This is a genomic window from Pantoea allii (assembly GCF_002307475.1).
In the GTDB taxonomy this organism is placed as follows: Bacteria; Pseudomonadota; Gammaproteobacteria; order Enterobacterales; family Enterobacteriaceae; genus Pantoea; species Pantoea allii.
This window is the reverse complement of record NZ_NTMH01000040.1, coordinates 233497-257581: the sequence shown is the minus strand read 5'-3', so window position 1 is coordinate 257581 and position 24085 is coordinate 233497. Positions and strand designations below refer to the sequence as shown.

18 protein-coding genes are annotated in these 24085 nt (G+C 54.0%); 7 read left to right on the top strand and 11 right to left on the bottom strand.

Going from position 1 to position 24085, the window contains the following annotated elements; genetic code table 11:
- Both ssuC and ssuB read left to right on the top strand, forming a co-directional pair.
- Complete coding sequence (gene ssuC, locus CMR03_RS18195) at nt 1-792, top strand: aliphatic sulfonate ABC transporter permease SsuC (RefSeq protein WP_096012238.1); 792 nt, start codon at nt 1-3, stop codon at nt 790-792.
- Nucleotides 789-1577, top strand: coding sequence for an aliphatic sulfonates ABC transporter ATP-binding protein (gene ssuB, locus CMR03_RS18190; protein ID WP_063878964.1), 789 nt, complete (start codon nt 789-791; stop codon nt 1575-1577). Before ssuC ends, ssuB begins: the two co-directional genes overlap by 4 nt.
- Nucleotides 1578-1610: 33 nt before the next feature.
- On the opposite strand, the gene pepN is transcribed toward ssuB, so the two are convergent.
- Entirely contained in the window at nt 1611-4226 is a 2616-nt protein-coding gene (gene pepN / locus CMR03_RS18185; protein ID WP_063878963.1) for an aminopeptidase N, read from the bottom strand.
- Between the two features lie 290 nt (nt 4227-4516).
- Between pepN and pncB the strand changes: the two genes are divergently transcribed.
- The 4 genes from pncB (at nt 4517) to CMR03_RS18165 (ending at nt 10114) form a co-directional block, all read left to right on the top strand.
- Entirely contained in the window at nt 4517-5722 is a 1206-nt protein-coding gene (gene pncB / locus CMR03_RS18180) for a nicotinate phosphoribosyltransferase (protein WP_096012237.1), read from the top strand.
- A gap of 157 nt (nt 5723-5879) precedes the next feature.
- On the top strand, nt 5880-7280 hold the full coding sequence (asnS, locus tag CMR03_RS18175; protein ID WP_063878962.1) for an asparagine--tRNA ligase: 1401 nt from the start codon (nt 5880-5882) through the stop codon (nt 7278-7280).
- A gap of 300 nt (nt 7281-7580) precedes the next feature.
- Nucleotides 7581-8714: a porin OmpF gene (gene ompF / locus CMR03_RS18170; RefSeq protein ID WP_096012236.1), complete on the top strand. Its 1134-nt coding sequence runs from the start codon at nt 7581-7583 to the stop codon at nt 8712-8714.
- Between the two features lie 209 nt (nt 8715-8923).
- The gene (locus CMR03_RS18165) at nt 8924-10114 is read left to right on the top strand and encodes an amino acid aminotransferase (protein WP_096012235.1); all 1191 of its coding nucleotides are present in this window, start codon (nt 8924-8926) and stop codon (nt 10112-10114) included.
- Between the two features lie 40 nt (nt 10115-10154).
- Here the strand turns inward: CMR03_RS18165 and CMR03_RS18160 are convergent, their stop codons facing one another.
- The 7 genes from CMR03_RS18160 to cmoM all read right to left on the bottom strand — a co-directional run bounded on the left by CMR03_RS18160 (nt 10155) and on the right by cmoM (nt 20819).
- Nucleotides 10155-10784 (bottom strand): MBL fold metallo-hydrolase, encoded by a 630-nt coding sequence (locus tag CMR03_RS18160; protein WP_096012234.1) that lies wholly within the window; start codon nt 10782-10784, stop codon nt 10155-10157.
- Between the two features lie 39 nt (nt 10785-10823).
- Nucleotides 10824-11372 carry a peptidoglycan L,D-endopeptidase MepK gene (gene mepK, locus CMR03_RS18155; RefSeq protein WP_013025254.1) on the bottom strand — a complete coding sequence of 183 codons (549 nt, stop codon included), beginning with the start codon at nt 11370-11372 and terminating at the stop codon, nt 10824-10826.
- Between the two features lie 186 nt (nt 11373-11558).
- Entirely contained in the window at nt 11559-13376 is a 1818-nt protein-coding gene (gene ldtD / locus CMR03_RS18150) for a L,D-transpeptidase (protein ID WP_096012233.1), read from the bottom strand.
- Between the two features lie 169 nt (nt 13377-13545).
- Nucleotides 13546-18012 (bottom strand): chromosome partition protein MukB, encoded by a 4467-nt coding sequence (gene mukB, locus CMR03_RS18145; RefSeq protein ID WP_096012232.1) that lies wholly within the window; start codon nt 18010-18012, stop codon nt 13546-13548.
- A complete protein-coding gene (mukE, locus tag CMR03_RS18140) occupies nt 18009-18734 on the bottom strand; it encodes a chromosome partition protein MukE (RefSeq protein ID WP_063878956.1) in 726 nt (241 codons plus the stop codon). Before mukE ends, mukB begins: the two co-directional genes overlap by 4 nt.
- Nucleotides 18715-20037, bottom strand: coding sequence for a chromosome partition protein MukF (gene mukF, locus CMR03_RS18135; protein ID WP_063878955.1), 1323 nt, complete (start codon nt 20035-20037; stop codon nt 18715-18717). Before mukF ends, mukE begins: the two co-directional genes overlap by 20 nt.
- Entirely contained in the window at nt 20034-20819 is a 786-nt protein-coding gene (gene cmoM, locus CMR03_RS18130; RefSeq protein WP_063878954.1) for a tRNA uridine 5-oxyacetic acid(34) methyltransferase CmoM, read from the bottom strand. The genes mukF and cmoM overlap by 4 nt, the downstream gene beginning before the upstream one ends.
- Nucleotides 20820-20944: 125 nt before the next feature.
- Between cmoM and elyC the strand changes: the two genes are divergently transcribed.
- Nucleotides 20945-21721 carry an envelope biogenesis factor ElyC gene (gene elyC, locus CMR03_RS18125; protein WP_096012231.1) on the top strand — a complete coding sequence of 259 codons (777 nt, stop codon included), beginning with the start codon at nt 20945-20947 and terminating at the stop codon, nt 21719-21721.
- A 123-nt stretch (nt 21722-21844) separates the two neighbouring features.
- Here elyC and kdsB read toward each other — a convergent pair whose 3' ends face one another.
- From kdsB to CMR03_RS18110, 3 genes are all read right to left on the bottom strand, one after another.
- Nucleotides 21845-22594: a 3-deoxy-manno-octulosonate cytidylyltransferase gene (kdsB, locus tag CMR03_RS18120; RefSeq protein WP_096012230.1), complete on the bottom strand. Its 750-nt coding sequence runs from the start codon at nt 22592-22594 to the stop codon at nt 21845-21847.
- On the bottom strand, nt 22591-22773 hold the full coding sequence (locus CMR03_RS18115) for a Trm112 family protein (RefSeq protein ID WP_013025246.1): 183 nt from the start codon (nt 22771-22773) through the stop codon (nt 22591-22593). The genes kdsB and CMR03_RS18115 overlap by 4 nt, the downstream gene beginning before the upstream one ends.
- Before the next feature lie 85 nt (nt 22774-22858).
- Nucleotides 22859-24076, bottom strand: coding sequence for a winged helix-turn-helix domain-containing protein (locus tag CMR03_RS18110; protein WP_096012229.1), 1218 nt, complete (start codon nt 24074-24076; stop codon nt 22859-22861).
- Nucleotides 24077-24085: the final 9 nt, after the last annotated feature.

The following is a 24085-nucleotide window of genomic DNA, read 5'->3' as shown; positions in this document are numbered from 1 at the left end:
ATGACCAGACTACGTAAATCATTCTCAGCGGCGCTGGTGCCCTGGCTGCTGCCGGTGTTACTGGTGGTGGTCTGGCAAATTGCATCACAGACCGGCTGGCTGTCTACACGTATTCTGCCAGCACCGGAAAAGATTGTGATCACCTTCTGGCAGTTGGCCGCCAGTGGCGAGCTCTGGCAGCATCTCGCCATCAGCAGTTGGCGGGCATTGCTAGGCTTCAGCATTGGCGGTTCCCTCGGTCTGCTGCTGGGATTGATCACCGGCACCTCGCGGCTGGGTGAGCGCCTGCTGGATACCTCACTACAAATGTTACGCAACGTGCCCCATCTGGCGCTAATCCCACTGGTTATCCTGTGGTTTGGCATCGATGAATCCGCCAAAATTTTTCTGGTGGCGCTGGGCACGCTGTTCCCTATTTACCTGAATACCTACCACGGTATTCGCAACGTGGACCCAGGCCTGGTTGAAATGGCGCGCAGCTACGGTCTATCCGGCTGGAGCCTGTTTGTTCAGGTGATCTTACCCGGCGCGTTACCGAGCATCATGGTAGGCGTGCGCTTTGGACTGGGATTAATGTGGCTAACGCTGATTGTGGCCGAGACGATTTCGGCTAACGCCGGTATTGGCTATCTGGCAATGAACGCCCGTGAATTTCTGCAAACGGATGTGGTGATGGTTGCCATCATTCTTTATGCCCTGCTGGGAAAACTGGCTGATGTCAGCGCATTACTGCTGGAGCGTGTCTGGTTACGCTGGCATCCGGCTTATCAACGTAAGGAGCAAACCGCATGATTAACTCCGCTATCCCGGCGCGTCTCAACGCGGGTACGCCCGTCGGTGTGAAGGGCGTCAGTAAGAAGTACGGCGAGCGCACCATTCTGAATCACATCGACCTGCATATTCCTTCCGGCCAGTTTGTTGCCGTAGTGGGCCGCAGCGGCTGTGGTAAAAGCACCCTGCTGCGCCTGTTGGCCGGGCTGGAAAACAGCACCCAGGGCCAACTGCTGGCAGGTAATGCGCCGCTGCAGACTGCGCGCGACGAAACCCGGTTGATGTTTCAGGATGCCCGACTGCTGCCGTGGAAAAAAGTCATTGATAATGTCTCGCTGGGTCTGCGTGGCAACGCATGGCGTGAGGCCGCACGTGACGCGCTGGAGGCTGTCGGACTGGCTGACAGAGCACACGAGTGGCCTGCCGCGCTCTCCGGTGGTCAGAAACAGCGTGTGGCGCTGGCTCGGGCGCTGATTCACCGTCCCGGCCTGCTGCTACTGGATGAGCCGCTGGGGGCGCTGGATGCCTTAACGCGGATCGAGATGCAGGAGCTGATCGAATCGCTCTGGCAGCAGTACCACTTTACGGTTCTGTTGGTTACCCATGATGTCAGTGAAGCGGTCGCGATGGCTGATCGGGTGTTACTGATAGAGGAAGGTCAGATAGGACTGGATTTGCTGGTCGATCTGCCCCGCCCCCGGCGACGGGGTTCAGCGCGTCTGGCAGAGCTGGAAGCGGAAGTGCTGGATCGGGTTATGCGTCGCGGCGCAACAGACAAACCGCCACGCTATGCGCAACAGCGTTAATCAAACGGCGGGCTGTTAACCCGCCGTTTTTTATCAGGCGTTCAGTGCCTTGGTAATTTTCTCGTACAGATCGCCAGACAGTTTATCCAGACCTTGCAACTGCTCCAGCGCCTGACGCATCAGCGCCTGGCGGTTAGCGTCATAACGTTTCAGACGAATTAATGGCTCAATCATACGCGAGGCCACCTGCGGATTGCGGGTATTAAGATCCGTCAACATCTCCACCAGGAAGCGATAACCACTGCCATCTTCGGCATGGAACGCCGAGGGATTACCTGAAGCAAACGCACCAATCAACGAGCGAATACGGTTGGGGTTACCCATACTGAAGGAACGGTGCGACAGTAAACGACGCACGTTGAGTAACGCATTTTGCGCCGGGCTGGTAGCCTGCAAGACAAACCATTTGTCCATCACCAGGCCATCCTTGTGCCAGCGCTCATCATAGTCCGCTAACAACGCATCACGGCACGGTAACTGTGCAGCCACCGCAGCAGTGAGTGCGGCCAGGGAGTCCGTCATGTTATTGGCATGCTGGTATTGCGCCTGCACCAGTTTATTCGCCAGATCCATGTCCCCGAAGGCCAGATAGTAAAGACAGATATTCTTCAGCGAACGTTTACCAATGTCTGCATGATCTACATGGTATTCGGCCTGCTGATTCGCATGGTAAACGGCAAAGAACTCATCGGCCAGCTCACGGGCCAGCGTACGCACCAGCGCCTCACGCACCAGCGCAATGGCCTGCGGATCGATAATTTCAAACAGCTCGGCGATTTCGTTTTCACTTGGCAGCGATAAAATCAGGGCGGTGAGCGCCGGATCGCTGTCGGCATCCAGCAACACCGTGCGGAAGGCATCTGCGACATGCAGTGGCAATGACAGATGCTGGCCTTGCTGATGACGCGCCACGTTGAGGCGCAGGTAAGTGGCTAACAGGCTTTGTGCGGCATCCCAGCGTGAAAAGTCGTTGCGTGCATGGCGCATCAGGAAAGTCAGCTGCGCATCGCTCCACTTATAATCGAGCTTCACCGGCGCGGAAAACTCACGCAGCAGTGACGGCACTGGCTGGAAATAGACATTATCGAAAACAAAGGTCTGGAACTCTTCCGTTACGTTCAACACGTTATGCACCGGATGGCCGTCACGCTGAAGCGGAATCACCTTACCCTGCCCGTCATAGAGTTCGATATCCAGCGGGATATGCAGTGGCAACTTCTCTTTCTGCTCGGCCGTCGGCGGCGTGTGCTGGGTAACATGAAGCGTGTACTGTTCCAGTTCCGGATTGTAGTCATCGCGCACCGACAGCGTTGGCGTGCCCGACTGACTGTACCAGCGACGGAACTGAGAGAGATCGATATTAGAAGCGTCTTCCATAGCCTGAACAAAATCATCGCAGGTGGCTGCGCTGCCGTCGTGGCGTTCGAAATACAGCTGCATCCCTTTCTGGAAATTCTCTTCACCCAGCAAGGTGTGCAGCATGCGGATCACTTCAGAGCCTTTTTCATACACCGTTAAGGTGTAGAAATTGTTCATTTCGATCACCTGATCCGGGCGGATCGGATGCGCCATTGGGCTGGCGTCCTCGGCAAACTGCGCGCCGCGCATGATGCGCACGTTATCTATGCGGTTAACCGCGCGCGATCCGAGGTCGGAGCTGAACTCCTGATCGCGAAAGACGGTCAGGCCCTCTTTCAGGCTCAGTTGGAACCAGTCGCGACAGGTTACGCGGTTGCCGGTCCAGTTATGGAAATACTCATGACCAATGACCGCTTCAATCCCCAGATAATCTTTATCGGTGGCGGTTTCGGCTTTTGCCAGCACGTATTTGGAGTTGAAAACGTTCAGGCCTTTATTCTCCATCGCGCCCATATTGAAGAAGTCCACGGCAACAATCATAAAGATGTCGAGGTCATACTCCAGGCCAAAGCGCTCCTCATCCCACTTCATGCTGTTCTTCAGGGAGGTCATCGCCCAGTCGGCACGATCCAGATTGCCGCGATCGACAAAGATCTCCAGCGCAACATTGCGACCAGAACGCGTGGTAAAGCTGTCACGCAGTACATCAAAGTCACCTGCCACCAGCGCAAACAGATAGCACGGTTTAGGGAAAGGATCCTGCCACTTTACCCAGTTACGGCCCTGATCATCTTTACCGCTGTCAATGCGGTTGCCGTTTGACAGCAGGTAGGGATAACGGCTGCCGTCAGCGATAATGGTAGTGGTAAAGCGCGCCAGCACGTCGGGGCGATCCAGATACCAGGTGATATGGCGGAAACCTTCGGCTTCGCATTGGGTGCAGAGCGCTTCACCGGATTTGTAGAGCCCTTCAAGGGCGCTGTTACGGTCAGGATGGATATCATTGACGATTTTAAGCGTGAAGCTGTCCGGTAACTGACTTAATACCAGCGAACCCGCGTCTTCATGCCAGGCTGTCCAGGCCTGACCATTGACTTCCAGCGACACCAGCGTCAGATCTTCGCCATCCAGACGCAGTTCAGCCTGGTGGTCTCCCTGACGTTTAACCTGACTCACCGCCGTCACCCGCGTCGTCGTTTCATCCAGTTCAAAGGTTAAATCGATATCGGTGATGGTGTAGTCCGGCGCACGATAATCGTGTCGATATTTTATTTGTGGCTGCTGCGTCATATTCCGTCTCGCATGTAGTAGTTATTCGTCAAAGTCTACGCATTCGTCGCTAAAGTAAAAGTATAAGCATTACTCGTCAAACATCTAAGCATGATGCGCCGAGCTTAGCATGCACAATGCATGTATCAGATAAAATGGCTACAATTTGTTAACAATGACACATTTCGTCCTCGACTCGCTATCCTCAAATATGCTGTGATCGCTCTCTGTTAGTGATTTATACTTTTGCGTCTTTTACGACGTTAAACACACCGGGCTCTGCGCCACCGAACAGGATGCTGAAACGCGCCATGACAGGACATGCTTCCCCGATACTGACTTCGCTGCTGGATACGGATGCTTATAAGCTTCATATGCAGCAAGCCGTATTTCACCGTTACCATGATGTCACGGTGGCCGCGGAGTTCCGCTGCCGTAGCGACGAGCTGCTGGGTTTTTATGCTGACGAGATCCGTGCGGCAATAGATGCCATGCAGGCGCTGGCACTCACCGAGGCTGAATATGTCTGGTTATCTGACCTGCCCTTTTTTGCTGATGACTACCTTGGCTGGCTGCGAAACTTTCGCTACGACCCACAACAGGTCGAAGTCCAGAATCACCATGGCAAGCTGGCTATCCGCATCCAGGGCCCCTGGCGGGAAGTCATCCTGTGGGAAGTCCCACTGCTGGCGCTGATCAGCGAAGTGGTTCACCGTCACCGCACACCCGCCATCAGCAGCCAGCAGGCCGTGGAATTTCTGCATCAGAAACTGGACAGGTTTCAAACCCAGGTGGCCGACACCGATATGTCACGTTTCCGATTGATGGATTTTGGCACCCGACGCCGTTATTCACAGGACGTGCAGGAATCGATTGTCAGCACCCTGAAACAGGATTTTCCGTGGCTGATGGGCACCAGTAACTATGATCTGGCACGCCGCCTTGAACTTACGCCAGTAGGTACTCAGGCTCACGAGTGGTTTCAGGCTTTTCAGCAAATCAGCCCGGTGCTGGCGAACAGCCAGCGCGCGGCCTTACAGGCCTGGCTGGATGAATATGATGACAAGCTGGGCATTGCTTTGACCGACTGTATTGCCATGGATGCCTTCCTGCGCGATTTCGGTCCGGTCTTCGCCCGGCGTTATCAGGGACTGCGCCACGACTCAGGTGACCCGGTTGAGTGGGGCGAAAAAGCCCTGGCGCACTATCAGCAGTTGGGTATCGATCCGCTCACGAAAACGCTCGTGTTTTCGGATAATCTCAACCTGGAGAAATCGCTGGCGCTCTATCGTCATTTTGGCCAGCGTACCAACGTTGTATTCGGCATCGGCACGCGCCTGACCTGCGACATTCCCGGTGTTACGCCACTCAATATCGTGATCAAGCTGGTGCAATGTAATGGCAAGCCGGTCGCTAAGCTCTCTGACAGCCCAGGTAAAACGATCTGTCAGGACAAAGCGTTTGTTAAAGCCCTGCGAAAAGCCTTTGACCTGCCGCTGGTTAAAAAAGCCAGCTAGCCTCTTTGTTATCGGGGCGTTAACGCGCCCCGCCTTCCTGGCATTAAATCTGATATTCCCCTGAATTTTGCTTGTTTCCTGTTGACTCACAAGTAACATAGCTAAACCCCAGTCTGGGGAATTCATTCACACACTTCTTCTATATAGAGAGATATTTATGAGCGTAGTGCCTGTAGCGGATGTACTGCACGGTCGCGTCGCGGTTGACAGTGACGTCACCGTACGTGGTTGGGTGCGTACCCGAAGAGATTCCAAAGCCGGTCTTTCCTTTATCGCTGTCTATGACGGCTCCTGCTTTAATCCCGTTCAGGCTGTCGTCAATAATTCTCTGAATAATTATCAGGACGAAGTGCTGCACCTGACCACTGGCTGTTCCGTCATTGTCACCGGTAAGGTGGTTGCGTCGCCGGGTCAGGGTCAGGCATTCGAAATCCAGGCGACAAAACTGGAAGTGGTGGGCTGGGTAGAAGATCCCGACAGCTACCCGATGGCGGCAAAACGCCACAGTATTGAATACCTGCGTGAAGTCGCGCACCTGCGTCCGCGTACCAACCTGATTGGCGCTGTAGCCCGGGTGCGTCACACGCTGGCACAGGCGCTGCATCGCTTCTTCCATGAGAACGGTTACTTCTGGGTCTCCACGCCGCTTATTACCGCCTCCGATACCGAAGGAGCCGGTGAGATGTTCCGCGTCTCAACCCTGGACATGGAAAACTTACCGCGCAACGATCAGGGTAAAGTCGACTACTCCGAGGATTTCTTCGGTAAAGAAGCCTTCCTGACGGTGTCCGGTCAGTTAAACGGTGAAACCTACGCCAGTGCCCTGTCGAAAATCTACACCTTCGGCCCGACTTTCCGCGCGGAAAACTCCAACACCAGCCGCCATCTGGCAGAATTCTGGATGCTGGAACCGGAAATCGCTTTCGCCTCATTAGACGATGCGGCAGCCCTGGCGGAAGCCATGCTGAAGTATGTCTTCCAGGCCGTTCTGAATGAGCGTGCGGACGATATGGCGTTTTTTGCCGAACGCGTAGACAAGGATGCGATTAATCGCCTGGAGCGTTTTGTTACTACCGATTTCGCCCAGGTCGATTATACCGATGCCGTCGATATCCTGATGAACTGCGGTCAGACCTTTGAGAACCCTGTGTCATGGGGCATCGATCTGTCCTCTGAACATGAACGTTATCTTGCCGAGAAGCATTTCAAAGCGCCGGTGGTGGTTAAAAACTATCCGAAAGATATCAAGGCGTTCTATATGCGCCTGAACGACGACGGTAAAACCGTGGCCGCGATGGATGTGTTAGCACCGGGCATCGGTGAAATCATCGGGGGTTCTCAGCGTGAAGAGCGTCTGGATGTGCTGGATGCGCGTCTGGAAGAGATGGGTCTGAAAAAAGAAGATTACTGGTGGTATCGTGATCTGCGTCGCTATGGCACCGTGCCACATTCAGGTTTTGGATTAGGTTTCGAACGTTTAATCGCCTATGTCACCGGCGTACAAAATGTAAGAGATGTTATCCCCTTCCCACGCACGCCTCGCAACGCGAGCTTCTGATTTTCAGCATTAAATATAAGAAATTCATATATATAAAGAGGTCGGCATCGCCGGCCTTTTTTTATTTTTGTAAATTTTGATATGTCTCACAAAGTTCCGTTATTTTTACATTTTGTAATACATATTTTATATTTGAAACAAGATTACGACTTTTGTAGCATTTTCGCAGTAGAATTACCCGGTGGGGGATGGAAAGATGCGTGCAGACACAGGAGACACCAAACTTCTTTCAAGGTTCACGTAAAGTTTTCTTGACGGCAGTGGCAGGTGTCCAAATAACTCCAATGAGGGTAATAAATAATGATGAAGCGCAACATTCTGGCAGTGGTTATCCCTGCTCTGCTCGCCGCCGGCGCAGCTAACGCAGCAGAAGTTTATAACAAAGACGGCAACAAGCTGGACCTGTACGGTAAAGTGGATGCGCGTCACCAGTTCTCTGATAACGCAGGCGATGACGGCGATCAGACTTATATTCGCTTCGGCTTCAAAGGCGAAACCAAGATTAATGACCAGATGACCGGTTACGGTCAGTGGGAATACAACATTCAGGGTAATAACTCTGAAGGTTCTGACGCGCAAAGCGGTAACAAAACCCGTCTGGGCTTTGCCGGTCTGAAATTCGGTGATGCAGGTTCAATCGACTACGGCCGTAACTACGGTGTGGTTTATGACGCAATCGGCTGGACCGATATGTTGCCAGTATTCGGTGGCGACTCAGGTTACTCAGACAACTTTATGAACGGTCGTAGCGGCGGTCTGCTGACCTACCGTAACACCAACTTCTTTGGTCTGGTAGATGGCTGGAACTTTGCGCTTCAGTATCAGGGTAAAAATGATCGTACCGATCCTCGCCGTGCGAATGGTGATGGCTACGGTATTTCAACCTCGTACACCTCTCCGATCGGAGTCGGTATCGTAGGTGCTTACAGCAGCAGCGATCGTACTAATAGCCAGGCTAACGGTTCAGTCAGTAATAACAACGTTGTAACCTCTCAAGGTGCTGGCGTTGGTGCTGGTAAGCGTGCAGAAAACTGGGCAACTGCTCTGAAATATGACGCTAACAACGTTTACCTGGCAGCAATGTACGGTGAAACCCGTAACTCTACGCCAATCAGCGGAACTTTTAACGTCAATAATACAGTAATTAGCGGCGACGCTTATGCTAACAAAACTCAAGAAATCGAGTTAGTAGCACAGTACCAGTTTGACTTCGGTCTGCGTCCATCTCTGGCCTACGTTCAGTCTAAAGGCAAAGATATCGAAGGTATCGGCGATGCTGATATCTACAAATACTTCGATGTGGGCGCAACTTACTACTTCAACAAAAACATGGCCACCTACGTTGATTACAAAATCAACCAGCTGGACAAAAACAACCCACTCGGTCTTCCTGATGATGACGTAGTTGGTGTTGGTCTGGTTTACCAGTTCTAAGTTTGTTGATGCAGTACAAAAAACGGAGCTTCGGCTCCGTTTTTAATGCCGTTTTCTTGCCCTCTCCCCGGTTATTTCCCCCCAACAACATAAGAACGGGTAATTCTGGCGCACAGACGATGAATTTTATCGCAAACGGTTGGCATTTCGCCGTGCTGACGTTAACCTGATGGTTCATTTGCTAAAGTTCACGCTACTGGACCCGACTCATGTTTGAATCGATCTCTGCTGCACCCGCTGATCCTATCCTTGGCCTGGCCGATCTCTACCGTGCCGACGACCGCCCAAATAAAATCAATCTTGGTATTGGTGTTTATAAAGATGAAACCGGGAAAACGCCGGTGCTCACCAGCGTTAAAAAAGCAGAACAGTACCTGCTTGAAAACGAAACCAGTAAAAATTACCTGAGCATTGACGGTCTGCCGGATTTCGCGCATTGCACGCAGGAATTGTTATTTGGCAAAGGCAACGCCCTGATCGCGTCGGGCAGAGCCCGTACGGCGCAGACGCCGGGCGGTACGGGTGCACTGCGCGTCGCCGCAGATTTCCTGTCCACCCAGACCGCCGTTAAGCGCGTGTGGGTGAGCAACCCGAGCTGGCCAAACCACAAAAACGTGTTCAATGCCGCCGGGCTTGAGGTGTGCGAGTACCAGTATTACGACGCGGCTAACCATACGCTGGACTTTGACGGCATGCTGGCCTCGCTGAAAGAGGTGAAAGCTGGTGATGTGGTGCTGTTCCACGGCTGCTGCCATAACCCGACCGGTATTGATCCAACAGCAGAGCAGTGGCAACAGCTGGCACAGCTCTCCCAGGCCAACGGCTGGTTGCCCCTGTTCGACTTCGCCTACCAGGGCTTTGCCCGTGGTCTGGAAGAGGATGCGGAAGGGCTGCGCATTTTTGCTGCCAGCCATCAGGAACTGATTGTCGCCAGTTCTTATTCCAAGAACTTTGGCCTGTATAACGAACGTGTTGGTGCGATTACATTGGTTGCCGGCGACGCCGCGACGGTCGAGACCGCGTTTAGCCAGGTGAAATACACTATTCGCGCTAACTACTCTAATCCTCCGTCACACGGTGCCGCCGTCGTTGCCACCATCCTGGGTAATGACGCGCTGCGTACTATCTGGCAGCAAGAGCTGTCTGATATGCGTCAGCGCATCCAGCGCATGCGTCAGCTGTTTGTGAACACGCTGGCGGATAAAGGCGCACAGCAGGATTTCAGCTTTATCATCAAGCAGAATGGGATGTTCTCATTCAGCGGACTGACCAAAGATCAGGTCATCCGCCTGCGCGAGGAGTTTGGGGTTTATGCCGTTAATTCGGGCCGCGTGAACGTTGCCGGTATGACGCCAGATAATATGTCTGCACTGTGTGAGGCAATTGTCGCCGTACTTTAGGCTGATACCGCATAAAAAATGGGCCGCTCTGGCCCATTTTTTATTGCAGGAAAGGATTGGTCAGACGTTCACGTCCCAGCGTTGACACAGGACCGTGACCGGGTAAAAACGTGACATCGTCGCCTAGCGGCAGCAGCTTATTTTTTATCGCATCGATGAGATGCTGATGATTGCCCTGCGGGAAATCAGTGCGCCCTACACCACCGCTAAAAATCACATCACCCGAAATCAGTAAGCGACCTTTGGCATCAAAAAATACAATGTGGCCTGGCGTATGTCCCGGGCAGTGCAGTACGTCAAGCGTGACCTGGCCGACCTGAACAGTGTCACCTTCCTCCAGCCAGCGATCCGGCGTCAGTGGCGCGCAGTACTCAAGACCAAACATTTGGCTTTGCGTGGGTAATGATTCCAGCCAGAATGCATCCTGCTTTTGCGGACCGACCAGCGGCACCTTCCAGAATGCAGCCAGTTCCGCCGCCGCCCCAACGTGATCGAGATGACCGTGCGTAAGCAGGATCTGTGCGGGCTTTACCTCAAGCTGTGCCAGCGTTTGCTTGATGGTCTCAGCATCGCCACCCGGGTCCACAAGGGCGGATTCGCGCGTGGTTTCACACCAGATAACCGAACAATTCTGCGCAAAGGCGGTGACGGGGATAATGTGATAGTTCATAACGCTCCATGGTCGGCACCCGCAGCGTTGCCGACGTTACTACCAGTGCCTGACGGGACCGGTATCAATATGTACAAAGTTGCTGCTGGGGTAATATCCTACACCACCGGCTCGCATTTTTAATGCGGCTTTGCGAACATTCGCCAACGTCACCCCTTCAATATGAAAATCCATCGCCTGGCCTTTGGTGTGGTAACTGTGTTTTGCCACACCAGGTCCCGATTCCCGCAGCATATTGTTTGTCGCCAGTGAGCGATAGCCGGAGACGAGCTGAACGGGTTTGCGCGTTTCTAACAGCGCCTGAAGGCGATAGAGCTGGTCAAACAGATGGGGATCGATACTTTTTGTTTTATTGGCACGGTAGTCGCGGAAAAAGTGGTTCAGGCGTGACAATTCACTTTTGTCGTAACTTTTACCGTTAAAAAATTCAGTTTTAAGGGTTTCGCCAGTGTGAAGATTATTGAGCGTTAAAATCCGTGGACGTGAAGTGGAGAGTGAAGCCATCGCGGTCTCTGGCAGTAAGGCCAGACCGGCAGCGGCACTTCCGCAAAGCAGCAGTTTGCGACGTAAAGAATCGATTGTAGACATGGAGCGGTTTACCTGAAAACAGAGTCAAAGACATGTGCAAAAAACGTACTGGCGGAACCATAACTTCCTGGCGCTAGCACGTCAACCCATTATGGGCAAGTTTGGAAGGCGGCTCCAGATAAAGCCGCCTTAATGACAGGACTGAATCACGCAGAGGCCGTGCGACTAACGATTAAAAATCAACCATTAGAGCAACAACTGTTGCGCACGACTTAAGACCTGGCTGGCTGAACGCGCCGTATTATCATAATTGTAAATATCTGTACGGAACTGCGTTTTACCGTCATCCGCGACCCAGGCCGTTAAATAATACAGGTTGACCGGGATGCGATGGCGAATAGGCACATAGCGCGTGTCACCCTGCTTAAGCGTGTCAGAGATACGGGCATCGTTCCAGCCGACATCCTGCAACAGAATACCCGCCAGTTCTGAGGCTTTATTGACGCGCACGCAGCCCGAGCTTAGCGCACGAATATCGCGCTGGAACAGGTTGTGGTTCGGCGTATCATGCAGATAAATCGCATCCGAGCTTGGCATATTAAACTTATAGCGACCCAGCGAGTTGGTTTGACCCGGTGCCTGACGTATGCGGTAAGGGAAAGAAGACGCGGACACCATGCTCCAGTCAATCATGCTGGGATCGATGACTTCAGAATCGGCACTCCAGCCAGACAGCAGGGTATAACCGTGCTTATACAGATAGGTGGGGTCCTGTTTCACCTTAGGAATAATGTCCTGACGCACCAGGTTGGTCGGCACATTCCACGGCGGATTCAGCACCACATTATTCAGTGCGCTTCGCATCAACGGCGTTTTACGATCTGGCCGGCCCACGATAACCCGGGAGGACAGAACTTTTGTGCCGTTGTTGTAATAGTTCAGCGAGTAGTTGGGGATGTTAACCATAATGCCGTTGTGCATATCATCCGGCAGCAGGCGCAGGCGCTGAATATTCAACGCCAGTAAGGCAGCACGCTGCTGGGGTGAGACATTCAGCCATTCACGTGTGCGCAGGCCAATCGCCCCATCGGCGTCAAGTCCCTGCCACTGCTGAAAGCGTTTTACCGCCGCCACCAGGTTGTCATCATAGACGTTCACACCGCCCGGTGCCGCGGGGGCATTTTGCACATTGCCTGAAACATCGGGCGTGGTGGCGGGTATATCATTAACCGTCACTGCCGAAGGACTCACGGCGACAGGCTGCTCGCTATGGCTGGCAGGAACGGGCGCGGTGGGAACGGCATCCTCATTGGGCGCAGGTACGGCAACCTGAGCGCTTAACATACCGCTGCGACGTAATATTTCGCGTAAGGCCGGCACATCGTCACTGACCTGTCCAGGTCGTAAGGTGTCACGATTTTTAATTTGCGGCCAGGGCTGTTTATCTTCAAGCAGACTCTTCAGCGCCTTGTGCATCAAGGGATACTGCGGATGCTGCGGCACCAGTGAATTGACAAAGGCCAGCGAACTGCCCGCATTCACCGCATTCTGCCATGCATTGATCACGGACACCGACGGTACCGCCAGCTTGTAAGGGACGGTGCTGTACAGCCAGGTTTCCCCCTGAACAGGCACCGTTGACACAAACTGCAAATAGCCCAGCATCGCATCGGACAGCGTTACGTCGCGGGCAAAATCTTTAATCGTCGGATCGGTCAGGCGATCGACCCAACGGGTAAACTGCGGCTGGACACCGGAAAGCGCAACCTCCGCCAGCTGCTGCTGAAACTTTTGCACAGCGTCAGGATCTTGCCAGATCGGCTGCATATTTCGCGCAGCATACAGGGCAGCCAGTGAAGCGCCATAAAAAGGCTGGTTATCGCCTGAAAAAGCCTGTCGGATCTTCTGCTGGCTCTCGCTGACGGACAGGGCTGCATGCGTCATTTGCGTGCCCGGCATGGCAGCGATGATAGCGGCCTGAGCCATGGCACAAGGAATCAGCGTTAGTGCCAGCGCAAGCCACGAACTAACCTGATGAATTTTTAAGCTTTTATTCAGTAACATCCCTGCCCCCTTCATTAATCTACCGCGCAGCATGTCAGGAAACGGCTGCGATCGGGCTGTTACCCATATTATTGAGTATACGAATAAAAACGGCATTTGCCTCCTGTGACAAATGCCGTTACCAGATTAACCAATGGCGCTGTTTTTGACTATCTCTGCATCATGAATATTATGTCGTGGTTTCGCTTGCTGGATCGGCTTCGCTACTGCGTTTCGCAGGCAGCGGATCGGCGGCAAATCCGCGTAATCCCACCACGTGAACGTGCTCGGTATTATTAAATACTTTACGCATCAGTTTATAAGTGGTGCCCTTCTCCGGACTGATATTCTCTGGTGCCGCAATAACCAGCTGCATCTCCAGACGCTCACAGAGTTCAAACAGCGTCGCGATAGAGCGTGCATCCAGACGTGCGGCTTCATCCAGGAACAGCAGACGGCAAGGTGAAATATCTTTACCACGCAGGCGGCGTGATTCCTCTTCCCAGCTCTGAACGACCATAACCAGAATCGACATCCCGGTACCAATCGCCTCACCGGTAGACAGCGCACCACTTTCTGCGCGCAGCCAGCCGTCCGAACCACGATTGACCTCGACTTCCATCTCCAGGTAATTACGGTAGTCCAGCAGCTCTTCACCAATGGTCTGCGGCGTGCGCTGGCCCATATCAATATGCGGATTCAGACGTTGATAGAGCTTCGCCAGCGCTTCCGAGAACGTGAGTCGGTTGCTGTTAAACAGATCCTGATGCTGTTCATGCTCTTCAGACAACGTATCCAGCAGCATCGCGTGGGTTTCCCGCACGTTAACGTTAAGCCGAACGCTGCGCACCTGACCAAAGCTAACGGTTTGTAACCCCTGGTTAAGCTGGCGAATACGGTTCTGTTCACGCTGAATCGTTTTACGAATAATGTTCGCCACGCTGCGTGAACTGATCGCCAGAGTTTGCTCACGGGCCGTCAACTCCTCCGTCAGCCGATTGAGTTCAATCTCCATCTGCTCAATGGCTTCAACCGGATCGTCGGTGCGAATAATATCCTGACGGATACGTTCGCGCAGATGTTGATACACGGCGATGAAAAACTGAATCTTACGTTCCGGACGTTTAGGATCTTCAGACAAACGCAGCACGTCGCGCAGATGTTCGTTATCCGCAACCGCCAGGCGCAGTGCGCCCAGTGCCTTATCCGACATGGAGCGCAGTTCATCGCCACTGAGATAAGCCAGTTCACGGCGATGCAGACGGCGTTCCACCCCGTTGTCTTTAACCAGACGCAGTACCAGGCACCAGCCCGCTTTGGCGCTGACCACCTGTTCACGGTTCTGGTGATAGTTACGTTCAAGCTGGCGCAGCTTTTTCTGCAGGTTGTCCATCTCTGCTTCGCAGAAGGTGAGCTGTTTCTCCAGCTGATTGCGGCGGGCGCGGTTGTGGCTCAGCGCCGTATAAAGCTCGTCACGGCGGATTCGCGCGCGTTCTTCCGCGCTGGCATCGGCCTGAACACCAATGTCCTGCATTTCCTGCTGCAGCTCTTTCAGCATGTCGCGCTTGGCATCATAAGCACTTTTTAACGATGCCAGCACCTGCGAATACTGCGTCAGCTGCGACTGATGCGCGCGCAGGCGTTCACGCGTGCGGCTCCGTTCGGCTTCGGCCTGCTCCAGGCGCTGCCGCAGTTTATCGCTCAGGTCGTTGTTGCCGCCCAGCATGCCAGCCGAATCGTCATAACTAAAATGCGCCCGGCGCTGTACCACTTCCGTCAGGGCAAACGCCTGCTGACGCGCATTGCGCTGCTGTTGCTGCGCCTGCTGGTAATCCGCCTGCAGCTGTTCATGCTGTTCAGGATCGCTTTGCAGTACCGCAATCATCGGCTCAAGTTTGGCCAGTTTCGTCCCATGTAAATGCAGGAAACGTGCGGCCTCCTGCGCCTCTTCGACCTGCTCGCGAATCTCTTCACAACGATCCGCCAGGGTTTCATCCAGCAACAGGTTAATGCGCGGCAACAGGCGGTTAAGCTGTGCAACGCCCTCTTTCGCCAGCTCAAACTGCTGACGCTGCTGCTGATTGTTGCTTTCATGTTGATTGAGCGCACGTTCCAGCTCACCGCGACGGGCGCCGAGCTGACGGATTTGCGCTTCAGGATCGTCATCAAAGGCCACCGCAAGGTGACTGCCGATAAAGCGGCTGAAAGACTGGTGTAAACGTTGCGTCTTCTGAACGTCAAAAGATAACGTGGCATAGCGTTCCGCCAGGCGATCGCGCTCATTGTTAAGCAGCTCGAGTTGGTTTTCGCGTGCCGCCCGACCAAATAAAGGAATTTTTGGGAAGCGGGAATAGCGCCACTGACGCTCGGCGACTTTCACTACGACCGCGTTTTGTAGCTCGTCCACGCTGAACACGCTGTCATCGAACGACTGGGGATCCCCTTCGATCAGGTACAGATCTTCCGGGCACTCTTCTAAGCCATCCAACTGCTCGCGCACCAGCGACAGGTCGGGCACCACAATGGCGTGGCGCGACGGGCCATACAGCGCGGAGAAGTAAGGTGCATCGTTCAGCGTCACGTCATCATAAATTTCTGACAGCAGTACGCCGCCAAACCGTTCGGCAAGCTGATTCAGGCGAGGATCTTCGGCACCGCCCGGCTGGCTGAGACGTTCAATTTGCTGCTCAATTTCACGTTTGCGCGCCGCCACTTCGTCACGTTCAACGGTGGTTTCACGCTCGCGTTCCAGCAACTGCTGCATGTATTCGGTCACGTCCTGGCTGCTGGCCAGTTCCTGACCGGTTTGCTCACTGAGCTGAGTCAGGATTTCTTGTGCTGCCAGCCAGTGCGGCGCGCGCGCGGTCAGCGACGTGATGCGTTCGCGCAGCTGCTCAAGTTCCTGGCGCATCATCATGCGCTGTTCGCCCGCGTCAGCCACGCTGCTGTTGAGCTGCTCGATTTGCGCTTCGAGTTCACGCTGCAACCCTTCCAACGCATCAGGCTCGTAATGCTGGCCCTGGCGTTTACAGAACTCTGCCAGCAGACGTTCGGCTTCCTGTTGTTCACGCAGACGCTGTTCAAGCTCATTCAGGCGCAGGCGCAGTGAAGAAAGCTGATCGGCATGGTGACGCTGATTGCTGGCATCGCGCAGCAGATCGCGACCGACTTGCCACGCCTCTTTGCGGCTGACGTCACCGGCAATGCTGGTGACCAGCGACAACGCCTGCTCAAACTGGCTGTGAGCCGCTTCCGCTACGCTCAGCTTCTGCTCAAGATGCAACAGTTGCCCCGTGGCTTCTTCTTCTTTCGCCTGGAAGCTGGCCTGCCATTCGGCAGCATTTTCAATATTCAGATCCGGCAGCTGGCACAGCGATCGCGCACGTTCCAGCGCCTGTAATGCCTGTTGGTACTGGATCGCCCGGGTTTGTTGCACATCCAGCGCCTGCTGAAAATCGGCCAACTGACTTTTCAGCTCATCGACTTCCAGTTCGGCCGCCTCAGCACGGGCCTCATTTTCTTCCTGGATTTCACGCGCTTCGGCAACCACTTCGCTCTGCTCTTCCAGACGCAGCGTAAGATCCTCGATATCGCTGTCATACCGGGTAATCTTCTCTTGCTGGCGCATCGCCGTTTGCACCAGATTCAGGTGATCGCTGGCCGCCTGATAATCGATTTCGAGATCGCTTTCCGCCCCGCTGTGTTCGGCCAGCTCACGCGCCATTTCCACATGACGGAACTGTTCAGAGGCCAGCTGTTTGCGGCTGCTGAACAGCTCATTGCGCAGTTGTAAGGCGCTATCAAGATGAATGCGTCGCTCATTGGCGTGACGCATGTAGTCTGCCGAAACGTAGCTGGTGGCTTCAGAAATCAGATGCTTGAACAGGTCACGATCGGACTGTGTCACGCGGATGGCTTCCAGCGTCATGCGGTTTTCGCGCAGTGCCGCTTCCATATCCTGAAACGCTTTGCGCACGCCGCTGTTTTCCGGCAACAGGTAATCGCGCAGAGAGCGGGTAATCGCACTGGAGATACCGCCGTAAAGTGACGCTTCGATCAGGCGATAAAACTTGCTGCGATCGCTGGCTGAACGCAGGCGACGCGGCACGACACCGAGATCAAACATCATGGCATGGTAGTCGGTGACCGAGCTGTACTGACGGAACTGGACGTCTTCCAGTGCCTCAACGCGTTCTTTTACCTCGTTAAGCGGTAAAACACGTGCCTGACGGCTGTTAAGGATTTCCGTGAGCATATCGGTAGGCAGCGTATCCGTGGGCAGCCCATGAATACTGAAAGGCTTGATATCGACCTTCTTATCACGTCCGGCGATCTGCTGCAGTCTGACACCCACGACAACGCGTTGATGACGGGAATTGACCACGTCCAGCATGGCATAGCAGACGCCGGCGCGAAGTTTACCGTGCAGGCCTTTATCGCGTGAACCCGAGGTGGCGCCGGCTTCGGTAGTGTTACGGAAGTGCAACAAGGTTAAGTCAGGAATCAGCGCCGTGACAAAGGCCGCCATGGTGGTTGACTTACCTGCCCCGTTCCCACCCGACAGCGTGGTGACCAGTTCATCAAGATCAAAGGTTCGGGCAAAGAAACCGTTCCAGTTGATCAGCGTTAGCGAACGAAATTTGCCGCGTTCAATCATGCCTGTTCTTCCTCCGCGATATCACCCGCATCGCTGTCATTCTCTTCACTGTCTTCCGCCTCAGTCGTGGCCGTTGCGTTGTCCAGCAACATTGCCTCGCCGTCACGAATCAGGCGCAACTGCGCTTCCCGCGGATCATCACCGCTGCGCACATCGGCACCAAAGCGAAAAACAGACTCGATAATACGAAACTTGCTGCTGTCATTGCCAAAGAACCACACCATACCAAGACGACGCAGGCGGCTTAAGGAAGCCCGCATTTTTTCCTGCAGCTTGGCACGATCGAGATCCGAGCCGGTTGAGCGCTGGTTAACCAGCTTCAGCAGTTTGCTTTCATCAGCCAGGGACAGCAGCTCGTCATACAGCTCCTGCTGGGTAAAAATACCTTCGTTCGCCAGACGTTCCGGGCTGAGATAGAGATAGCACAGGATTTTACCGACCATCATATCCAGCTCAGACAGGACAGAGCGAGGAATCAACGTGGTTGAGCGTGGACGCAGATAGAAGAATCCCTCTGGCGCGCGGATCAGCTCAACGTTATAGCGCGTATAAAATTCTTCCAGATACTGCTGGTAATCCATCAGAAAAGCGTGGTTATCCAGCTCTTCAATACCAATGTGGCGTCCGGCACGCAACTGACTGTCCAGCGCCGGAAAAATCGGATTTGCCAGTGCCTGTGCCAGTTTAACCGGCATCACTTGTTCAATATTTGTCGATGACATGTGCCTGCACCTTGGCTCCGTAATCATTAATGGCTTGCCATTCCACAGGCAAACCGGCTAAATCGGCTTCCGCTACGCCGAGTCGCACCGCCTGATCCACTACGATGCGCGCAAGGTCAAAGTGACGCGCGCGTGGGTATTGGGCCAGATAGTCGCGCATTACCACGGCGAGGTTGAGCGGTTTTTGCTGCGTTTTGTAACTCTCTAAGGCTTCTTCAATCATGGCCGCCAGTTGCTCGCGAATTTCATTAAATTCTTCAAATTCCAGCTCGGCAGGCAGTTCGCCCATAACTTCGTCATTACGCAGCGTCAACTCGTCATCACGCATATCGTAAAGACGTTCGGCGTTGGCATAGGTCAACGCCCAGGGCGCATCAAAATAGTTCTGTACGGAAACCCGCAACCGCTGAGCAAAAACGCGGTTTTTGTCCATATCGATGGCAGTACGAATAAATTTGTGGACGTGGCGATCGTAGCCAATCCACAGGTCGATGGCCTGCTGCCCCCAACTGGTAATGCGGTCGAGTTTGCTTTGCAAATCGAAGACCAGTTTATCGACGAAGCCCAGATCCGGGCTATCCAGCGTCGCATCCTGAATACGCAGCAGATTTTCCTGCAGCTTGTCGCCCGCCGCCTCAAGCGTATCCTGCAGCTCGCGCAGTGTGCCTGAGGTTTCCGACAGCAACATTTCACAGCTTGAAATTGCGGCTCGCCAGTCTTTGTTCAGCAGTTCAGCAATATCGGATTTCACCGCCTGCTGTTGCTCATCCATCAGGCGCTGTGTCATATCAATGCTGTCGAAGATTTCAGCCACCGAGTATTTCAGCGGCGCGAACACGTTGCGGTGCCAGTGAAATTCGTCGCCATTTTCCTGAGCGGCATCCGCGGCACGCTTCAGTTCCGCAGCAACAATGGAAAGTTGCATAGACAGGCGCAGCGTGGAGAACTCACGCTGGCGGATATAGTAATCGGTGATGCCGATGGCCAACGGCGTCAGGCGATAAATGGCATTGCCCTCGGTTAACTCACTGGTAAAGCGGTTTAACAAGCGCTGACGCACCATATCGTTGATGGCGTTGTTGGCACGCACCAGGACGGTTTCACTGGTTTGCTCAAAGGCTTTGCTGACGTGACGAAACGCATCAATCAGATCGCCTTCGCTCATCTCTCCGTCCATGCGCTCGCCGTTTAGCGTGGCGATAGCCAGCAAAAAAGCCAGACGTTCAACTGGCAGCGCAAGGGAGAAGTCATTCTTGCGCGCCCAGGATACCAGTTCCGGTACCGTCTGGGAAAATTCACTCATAATTCGTCCTTCTGCCCGGGTTTGCGCGCGGTCACGTGGATGTAACGCCCTAAGCTTAAAAAGGGTTCCTGGCGGCAAAAGCGCCGCTCCATCTCAATAATTTCGTCGTCACTCTTTGGCTCGCCTTTAGGCGGCTTCATATAATCACTGAATACACGAATCCCGGCACGCCGTTCAATCTGGAAACCACAGGCTTCCAGCCAGCGATACACATCATCGGGATCGCGAGGATAATCCGGTGACAGCGTGCGCTTCTTGCGTTTGGTTAAGTTGGTACGCAGATAGCCAAAATTACCCAACGTCAGGGTGCGTAATGTTAAACCATGCAGGTTGTAAAACATCAACGACAGCACGCCGCCGGGCCGCAGTGTATCAAACAAGGCTTTTAACACGGCTTCAGGTTCAGCAACCCACTCAAGCACAGCGTGAAACAATACCAGATCCACCGGCTTAACCAAATGTTCACCGACCTGCTGCGCGCTAATTTGTTTGAATTGCATGTGGTGGCTCACACCCAGCGCCTGGGCATTTTCCTGCGCGCGGCGTAACATTTCACCTGACAGATCGCACAGCACGACCTGATGGCCCCGCGCCGCCAGCCCGCTGGAAATTTGCCCTATACCGCCGCCCGCATCCAGCACGCTCAGGGAAGAGGAGGACAGGCTGGGAAGAATCGTTTCCAGCTCATCCCACAAGATGGCCTGACGCACCTGGCCTTTGGTTGTGCCGTAAATATTTTGCGAAAATTTATCCGCGAGATCGTCAAAGTTACGATCCTGCATGGCGTGGACTCCGGTATGCTGCGGTGAAACATATGCTATTTTGTCACAGGTACAGTAAGAATGAAGCTTTCATCCCATTCTTGTGCTCTGGCTGCTGTTTTTTCGGACAACAAGAGGTTTTTTAAATGTTTTTTATGCTGAAAAAGGCAGTGGGTAACGTATTACTTCCCCTGCCTTTTCTGCTTTTACTTATGGCAGTGGGCATTTTACTGCTTTGGTTCAGCCGCTGGCAGAAAAGCGGCAAAATAATCATCTCAACCAGCTGGCTGGTGTTATTGCTGATTAGCCTACAACCCGTTGCAGACCGCCTGCTGCTGCCGGTGGAGTCGCACTATCCGACCTGGAATGGCAGCCAGAAAGTGGATTACATCGTGGTACTGGGCGGAGGTTATACCTATAACTCTGCATGGGCACCCAGTTCAAACTTGTTGAATAACAGTTTGCCCCGGGTGACAGAAGGCGTGCGCCAGTGGCGGCGTAACCCGCAGGCAACAATGATATTTACCGGTGCCGCTGCAGGGCATAACCCCAAAAGTAATGCGTGGGTGGCCGCACAGGTCGCCGAAAGCCTTGGCGTACCTTCATCACATATCCATACATTGGATCAGCCCAAAGATACTGCGCAGGAAGCCCAGGCGGTCAGCGCCCTGATCGGTCATCAACCCTTCCTGTTGGTCACATCAGCGAATCATATGCCGCGTGCCATGCGTTTTTTCCAGCAGGCAGGACTCGACCCGACGCCCGCGCCGGCTAACCAACTGGCGATTACCTCCCCGTTAAACTGGTGGGAGCGTGCTTTCCCTTCTCCTCTGTGGATGGGCCACAGCGAGCGCGCTATCTATGAAACGCTGGGCAGCCTGTTACAGCGCTTTAAAACCTCTGCTGAGGACACTGGCCCGTAAACATGCTGAGTGATACGCCCAATAACGCGCGTATCACTCAACCATGGTTTTCTGTTTGGGGCCATATCTGGACGGGTGCATCCTCAGGCAAGCGCCGCGAGGGGTAAAGCGCGACGGCTCGACTCAGCCGTGCATGGCAGCACGAACGCGGATCAGATCCTCTGGCGTATCGACGCCAACGCCCGGTACCGTTTTTGCTACCGCGACATGAATCTTTTCGCCATACCACAGCACGCGGAGTTGCTCGAGAAGTTCGATCTGCTCAAGTGGACAAGGTGCCCAGCCTACGTAACGACGAATAAACCCTGCGCGGTAGGCGTAAATGCCAATGTGACGTAACAGCGTATCGCCGATCCGATCGCGCGATTCAGCATAGCGCTCACGGTCCCAGGGAATGGTCGCGCGTGAGAAATACAGCGCGTAGCCTTTTGCATCCATAACGACTTTAACGGCATTGGGATTAAATGCTTCTTCCGCATCGGTAATCGGCACGGCCAGCGTCGCCATACCTGCTTCAGAATGCGCCAGGTTGGTCGCTACCTGATGCACGATTTCCGCCGGGATCATGGGCTCATCGCCCTGAACATTGACGATAATTTGATCGTCTGCAAACTGATACTTCTCAATCACCTCGGCAAGACGTTCCGTGCCTGAATGATGGTCGGCGCGCGTCATGCAGACTTCGCCCCCTGCCGCTTCGACAGCGCTGGCTACATCAGGGTGGTCGGTCGCCACGATCACCCGGCTGGCACCGGATTCTCGTGCGCGCTCCATCACATGTACCACCATCGTCTTGCCATGAATATCGACCAAGGGTTTACCGGGTAAACGGGTTGAGGCATAACGAGCAGGAATGATGGCAATAAAACTCATGGATGGATCTCTTCAACCGATAAGGTACGGGCTTCATTTTCCAGGAGAACCGGAATGCCATCGCGCACAGGGAAAGCCAGCGCATCCGGCTTGCAGATCAGTTCTTGCTGTTCGTTGTTGTAGTACAGCTTGCCATTGCAAACCGGGCAGGCAACGATTTCGAGTAAACGGTGATCCATATTTCCTCCATCACGGACCGAGAGCGTAAGCGCTAAAGCATATCACAGCGCTGACAAGAGCGGGTAAACCGCACCGGGTGCGGCATCACGGATTATCCAGTTGCCACAACGTTGGCCAGTGCGCCAGTAACGCTGAGGGTGCCTGCTGAATCGCGACCGTCTCTGCGCCCTGCCAGCGCGCAAAGCGGGTTATTGCGCGTTGGGCATCCTGCAAAAATGACGCAGTGACCGGGACGTTTTGTTCCAGCCAGATATTTTTGATTTCAAGCTGGCGCGACGCGCGGAGCATCCGTGCATCAAGCCGGGCTTTAATTTGGCCGCGATGCAGTAAGGGTAAGACAAAGTAGCCATATTTACGCTTAGCGGCTGGCGTATAGCATTCAATACGGTAGTCAAAACCAAAGAGTTCCAGCGCCCGTTTCCGATCCCAAACCAAGGGATCGAACGGGGATAACAGCGTGGTATGTGTCGCTTTCAACGGCGTCGCTAATCCGGGCAGCGCACTCTGATGCAGCCACATTTCTCCCATACCATTAACCTCGACCGGAATAATTTCTCCGGCCTCCTGCGCCCATTGCATAAACACGTTGACGGGTGCACGTTTCAGCCGGTAATAATCCGCCAGCCACTCGCGGCGAAAAATCCCCAGGCTGCGTGCGCTGTTTATAAGCATTAATCGGGTTGCTTCGTCCTCGCTGATGGCATGGATCGCATCCTGCCAGTCAGGCATCACGCGGGCGCGTAAATCGTAAACACGCTGAAAATTTCGCCGTTCCGACACCATCAACTCACCGGCACTAAACAGGTTTTCAAGATGCCGCTTGTGCGGTTTCCAGGCCCACCATCCGGGTTTATGATTTTTTCCGCTGGCAAAATCGGCCGATCTTACCGGTCCGTTATCGCGGATATACGTCAGTAACTCGGCGATCTCCTGCTGATATTCGGCAGCCCACTGCGCACTGTATTTCCAACCCAGACGTTCAGGCGACAGCATGCGATGTCGCAGTAGTTTGTAATCGTTGCGCGGAATAAAGCAGGCTTCATGGGCCCAGTACTCAAATATCTCGCCCTGAGCAAGAGCCTCATCTAGCCAGGAGGACGGATAGTCGCCTAAACGACTAAACAGCACCAGATAAGGGCTTCGGGCAACCACATTGATGGTGTCGATTTGCAGCAAAGACATCTGGGTAATACAGTCTGGAATGTCCTCACGGCGTGCCCGGCGGGCAGCGGGACGAAGCAGGCCCTGTGCCGCGAGTTGAATATTGCGGGCCTGCTGTAGCGAAAGTGAATGTGTGCTCATTCTCTTCCT

Coding starts and splice junctions, on each gene's coding strand:
- kdsB (WP_096012230.1), bottom strand. CDS start 22,594: ATGAGTTTTATTGCCATCATTCCTGCTCGTTATGCCTCAACCCGTTTA.
- mukF (WP_063878955.1), bottom strand. CDS start 20,037: ATGAGTGAATTTTCCCAGACGGTACCGGAACTGGTATCCTGGGCGCGC.
- cmoM (WP_063878954.1), bottom strand. CDS start 20,819: ATGCAGGATCGTAACTTTGACGATCTCGCGGATAAATTTTCGCAAAAT.
- CMR03_RS18115 (WP_013025246.1), bottom strand. CDS start 22,773: ATGGATCACCGTTTACTCGAAATCGTTGCCTGCCCGGTTTGCAATGGC.
- CMR03_RS18160 (WP_096012234.1), bottom strand. CDS start 10,784: ATGAACTATCACATTATCCCCGTCACCGCCTTTGCGCAGAATTGTTCG.
- asnS (WP_063878962.1), top strand. CDS start 5,880: ATGAGCGTAGTGCCTGTAGCGGATGTACTGCACGGTCGCGTCGCGGTT.
- CMR03_RS18110 (WP_096012229.1), bottom strand. CDS start 24,076: ATGAGCACACATTCACTTTCGCTACAGCAGGCCCGCAATATTCAACTC.
- ssuC (WP_096012238.1), top strand. CDS start 1: ATGACCAGACTACGTAAATCATTCTCAGCGGCGCTGGTGCCCTGGCTG.
- CMR03_RS18165 (WP_096012235.1), top strand. CDS start 8,924: ATGTTTGAATCGATCTCTGCTGCACCCGCTGATCCTATCCTTGGCCTG.
- ssuB (WP_063878964.1), top strand. CDS start 789: ATGATTAACTCCGCTATCCCGGCGCGTCTCAACGCGGGTACGCCCGTC.
- mepK (WP_013025254.1), bottom strand. CDS start 11,372: ATGTCTACAATCGATTCTTTACGTCGCAAACTGCTGCTTTGCGGAAGT.
- elyC (WP_096012231.1), top strand. CDS start 20,945: ATGTTTTTTATGCTGAAAAAGGCAGTGGGTAACGTATTACTTCCCCTG.
- mukB (WP_096012232.1), bottom strand. CDS start 18,012: ATGATTGAACGCGGCAAATTTCGTTCGCTAACGCTGATCAACTGGAAC.
- mukE (WP_063878956.1), bottom strand. CDS start 18,734: ATGTCATCGACAAATATTGAACAAGTGATGCCGGTTAAACTGGCACAG.
- ldtD (WP_096012233.1), bottom strand. CDS start 13,376: ATGTTACTGAATAAAAGCTTAAAAATTCATCAGGTTAGTTCGTGGCTT.
- pncB (WP_096012237.1), top strand. CDS start 4,517: ATGACAGGACATGCTTCCCCGATACTGACTTCGCTGCTGGATACGGAT.
- pepN (WP_063878963.1), bottom strand. CDS start 4,226: ATGACGCAGCAGCCACAAATAAAATATCGACACGATTATCGTGCGCCG.
- ompF (WP_096012236.1), top strand. CDS start 7,581: ATGATGAAGCGCAACATTCTGGCAGTGGTTATCCCTGCTCTGCTCGCC.